General features: G+C 30.0%; 2 protein-coding genes and 1 pseudogene. All 3 read left to right on the plus strand.

Annotation, left to right across the window (positions count from 1 at the left end; all coding sequences use genetic code 11):
- Positions 1–226 precede the first annotated feature (226 nt).
- The 3 genes and pseudogenes from HPY60_11340 (at position 227) to HPY60_11350 (ending at position 4,389) form a co-directional block, all read left to right on the plus strand.
- Positions 227–1,238 (plus strand): annotated as a pseudogene (locus tag HPY60_11340) (IS630 family transposase).
- Between the two features lie 139 nt (positions 1,239–1,377).
- A complete protein-coding gene (locus tag HPY60_11345) occupies positions 1,378–2,538 on the plus strand; it encodes a glycosyltransferase (protein NPV51771.1) in 1,161 nt (386 codons plus the stop codon).
- Between the two features lie 57 nt (positions 2,539–2,595).
- Positions 2,596–4,389: a hypothetical protein gene (locus HPY60_11350; protein NPV51772.1), complete on the plus strand. Its 1,794-nt coding sequence runs from the start codon at positions 2,596–2,598 to the stop codon at positions 4,387–4,389.
- Positions 4,390–5,148 lie beyond the last annotated feature (759 nt).

The raw sequence follows: 5,148 nt of genomic DNA on the forward strand, positions 1-5,148 counted from the left end.
CAAACGCTCAGTCAATAAAAAAGCCTACCTAAATGTACTTTTACTAGGAATAATAATAATCCTACGGCTAAAACGAAATCCAAGAAATCTACACCTTGAAAAACTCCACATAAAACAGACACCCTATTAATAAAATGTGCTATTAAATCGAGATATGCAGCATTTCAATTAAAATTATAGTTAAATACGTAACCTTTTTAACTAATAAGATTCGTAATTATTATTTATGAGTAGAAATCCTTCAATGAAAGTTAAGAAGTGGTTTACTAGTGAAGAGCTCAAAAAACGAATCAGAGAAAAAGAAAAAGACATCAAAGTTTTAAATCGACTACATTTCATTAATTATTTGTACAGTGGTTGCAGTGTTCCTGAAGCAAGTGATAAACTGAGAATAACGAAAGTCACAGGTTATAATTGGCTAGAAAGATGGAATGCAGACGGTTATGATGGTTTAATTCCTAGATTTGCCGGAGGGAGGCCATCCAAACTCTCAGAGAAAGAAAAAAGTCAATTAAAAGAAATACTAAGAAAAAGAGATGATTGGACCACCAAAGAGATTCGTAACCTAATCCAGGAAGAATTCGAAGTTGAATATAGCTTAAAACAGGTAGGAATCATTCTAAGAAACATTGGCTTAAAATTTGGTAAACCATACTCTAAGGATTATAGGAGACCGCCTGACGCTGAAAAACAGTTAAAAAAAACATAGACAAATCTTTACATCTAAATCATGACGTAATAGGATTTTTAGATGAATTCTCACCACAAAGCACAGCGAACACACAAAGATTTGGTCAACAACCCAACCATCTATAAACCAAAAACACCACTCGTTTAAAAGCCAACACAATGGGACTCTACGCAATAAAAGGACAAAGCACCATCGATTTCAAAGAACACTCACGAAAAGAAGATATAAATGCTTTCTTAAAACAAATAAGAACAGTAACCCCTTATGGTAGAATAATGATCATACTTGACAACTTCAGATCCCACCACGCCAAACTAACCACAGAAACCGCAAGAAAACTCAATATAGACCTCAGATTACTCCCACCATATTCACCCGACCTCAAACCCATAGAATTTATCTGGAAAACAATAAAAAGAGAAATATCACCATTATTCATTAAAACACGAGAACAATTACGTGAATTAATAGAAAAAAACTTTAAAAAATGCAACAATCCCTAACATATGCTCAAAAATGGATAAAAAAATTCTTAAAAATAAGTTAAAAAAGATTAGTAATTAACTATAATTAACTAAAAAAGCGATGATCTGAGATCCGTGTTTCCTGAAGATTATTACAAATAAGTAGAAGTAAAAAAACAATTAAATCATTAGATGTTATTGAGTGCTATAATGAGGTGTAAAATGATAATTATCTGTGAACCCCAATGTGTCGGTTTTGAACATTCTGAGTTCAATGCTGCATTAATAACAGTCACCAAATACGCATTTCCTAATGAAAAAATAATGTTTATGGCGGAAAAAGATCATTTATCCTTGGTGAAAGAGACTCTGGATTCAAATTCAGTTAATGTTGAATACATGGAGATTAAAGCACCTCCAAGAAATTTGATAGCCCCTATACTATTCCCATTTGAACTGATTCTTATTAAAAAGGTTTTCGCTATAACTCGAAACCTAAATTGTGATAGAATCATATTTTGTTCCATACGAAGACCAAGTCTTGTGTCTGTGAAGTTAATGATTAGAATATATAATGATATCAAATGTGTAATTGTTCTTCACAATATAGTTGAGGCTGTCACCAAAAAACCCTATGAACTTACAGAAATACCTTTTTGGCTTCGTTTTTGGATTAAATTTAGAAATATAAGCCGGTTACGTTATATTGCGTTAAGTCCTTCAATTGAAATTGAATTAATCAAAAGGTTGCCAAGTTTGAAGAACTATGTGATTTCAATTGATTTCCCTTATTTCTTTCAATCAAATACCAAAAAAGAGTTTTTAAAAACTAATTCAAAAACGGATGCAATTAAATTTGGTTTTTTTGGAGTTGCAAACGTACGTAAGGGTGCTGAAAATTTTTTTAAATTGGCAAAAGAAATTAAAAATGAAAAAACCAGATATACACCTGAATTTATATTAATAGGTCCAGTTGAGGATAAAAAACTTATGAATATCACTGAAAATGTTTTTATTCCCTCTCCGGATAAACCACTAAGTGGTCGTGATTTTGAAAAATATGCAGAAGATTTGGATTATGCACTTATATTTCATAAACCAGAACAACACCAGTTAACTGCTACTGCATCATTTTTTGATGCAATTTCATACCTAAAACCTGTTATTGCCGTTAAAAATCCTTTTGTTGAATATTATTTTAATGAAATGGGTAATATTGGTTATTTATGTGATGATTACTCCCAAATAAAAAATTTAATTTTAAAGATATTGAATGAAGATCAAACTGAAAATTATAATAATCAAAGGAAAAAAATGTTAGACCAGAGGGAAAGATTATCTTTTGAAATAATTGGCCAAAAATTGGCTAAAAATTGGGAATGATAAAATGGTTGTTTTATTTTTCAATTAAACTATGATTAGGAACTAAGGAGTAGTTTTATGGAAAAAATTTTATTTTTAATTTCAGAAGAGTCAAAAAATTTTAATTTGTCCCTTGATAAAATAGAGGAGTTACTACATAATGGTTGTAATGTAACTGTGATTAGTTTGAGTGCATTAACATCAATAGAATTAAAAAAGCGTAAAATCGAGTACAAAACACCCAGTTACTATTCTGATGATTTTAACCATTGTGAATTAGATAGAATTTCTTTAGAATTTGCTCAAAATTGGTATAAGCCTTTTGAAGAAGATATTACATACAGAGGTATTAATTTAGGAGAAATGTTGGAATATGATTTTTATTTCTTATTTGTAGATGTTTTGAGGGGTTTTAGAATTGTAGAAAGGATATTATCCTCTGAATGCCCAAATATCATATATATTCCTAATGATCTATCTTTAAATGATCCAAATTTCGTTTGTTATGAAACTCTGCCGATGATCCTTCAAAAATTTCCTTATCAAAAACCTGTCAAAATAATCAGTTTAAATGAAATTAGTTCAAATATTCAAAATAAATCTATTCAAAAATACTTTTCTTTTGAATTTAGAGATAAATTATTATATTTTTATATGAGATCAGTTAATTTTTATCTAACACATGTTTTATATTATTTTAAACCTCAAATTGTGTTTTTTTGGAATGTATATGCTTATAGGAATATATCTCAAAATTTAAAATTAAAAGGGTACCACCCTGCAAGAGTCTTTCCTTTGAAAATATATAATAAATATACTGAGAAAAAAATCAATGAGATTAATAATATTTGCATTAGATTAAAACATACTAATTTTTCTGAAGTCAAGTTAGATTACAACGGTTATAATATATCATTTTTCTTAGAAGACTATTTTGAAAAAGTTTTTAAGAAATTTGGTGATTTAATTCAATATATAGAATGGGCTAAACAAATTACTCATAAATTCTCACAGTGCATGATTGTGGCTATGGAAGACATTACTCCAATTAATAGGGCGGTAATCAGATTTTTTAAGATTAATGATATGAACTCACTTGTTATCCAACATGGTCTTGTTTCTAAAGACATGGCAGGATTCGGAGCAATGCCTATTGAAGCTACTGTTCAAGCAGTTTGGGGGGAAAATAGCCTTAAATGGCATTATAAACGAGGAAATAAGTCACAAGTTATCACCGGAAATCCTGGTTTTGATCCGATCCTGACATATAAAACTAAATTCAATAGAGAAAAAGTATTTCGCAATTTAGGATTGGATTTAACTAAAAAAATTATTTTAATCACGACTGAGCGATTTGCAGGGATAACATCTGATTATACAACTGATGATGAAGAAGAAATAATCAGAAGCACACTTAAATCCCTAAAAAACTTCGATGAGGTACAAAAGATTGTTAAACTTCACCCCGGACATCAAGAAAAATATGCAAGAATAATTAGGAATATTGCTATTGAAGAAGATATTGATTTGATGATCTTTTCAGACTTCTTATGGGATCTTATACTCGTTTGTGATGTTTTAATTACTTTTGCATCTACAACAGGATTGGAAGCAATGCTTTTTGGAAAAGCAGTCGTAGCTGTTGGAGACAAAGAGGAAGTAGATTCTTATGTTAAGGATATTGCTGCGGTAGGCGTTAGCGATTATAACGAACTTGCGCCCACTATCAAAAGTATTATTAGTGGAAAACTGAAAGAAGAATCATTACACTCTATTGATCATTTAATTTACCAAAATTGTTTTTTAAATGATGGTAAATCTTCTGAGAGGGTGGCTAATTTAATTATCAGTTTAATTAATAATCAAGATTAACTTGCTATTTTTATAATTGGAAGTTATGTTTTAGTTTTATGCTGCAGCCTAAATAACCTAATGATATATTGTTAGCAAAACTAAGTGATATGATTTTAATAAGCTGTCTGATTTGATATGGAAATTCATGGGTGATTTAGACATGATTTCAAACATTAGTTATCCGAATGCCTTTAATAAAAGTACAATCTAAAAATTCTTATATATCATAATAGGGTTTCAAGAATCGAAAATTTTATCAATTATGGGATATTATATTTTATTGAGTGATAAAAATGAATATCCTACTAAATCCTGATTCAAAAGACCCTATTTGGACGTTGTTCGGCAAAGTAATTAAACTTATCGATAGTAGGACATTTCAGCAAGAATTAGCCCGAAACGGGCTGCAAAGCATAAAACGATATCAAACTATGCTAAAAATAGTTTTAATAGCTTCATATTTTAATTTAGAAGTTTCACACGTTTAGCTGTTGACCCTTTAAAATACTGAAGTTTTATATAGTAGTTAGGACCATATTTTCTATTTAAGGAGATGTGTTTTTATGGGTGTTCGTGGTCCTAAACCTGGTTTTGTGGATGTGGCTTGTCCTAACAATAGCTGTGCAGATTACGGGAAAACTAAAAACGATAATATTGTGGGTAATGGAACTTACCAGACAAAAAATGGTCCTGTTCACAAATTTATTTGTCGAACATGCTCTAAAAGCTTCACTTCACATTCAAACACAATATTACACGATTTAAGAACAAATGAAG

Source organism: Methanofastidiosum sp. (assembly GCA_013178285.1).
GTDB lineage: Archaea > Methanobacteriota_B > Thermococci > Methanofastidiosales > Methanofastidiosaceae > Methanofastidiosum.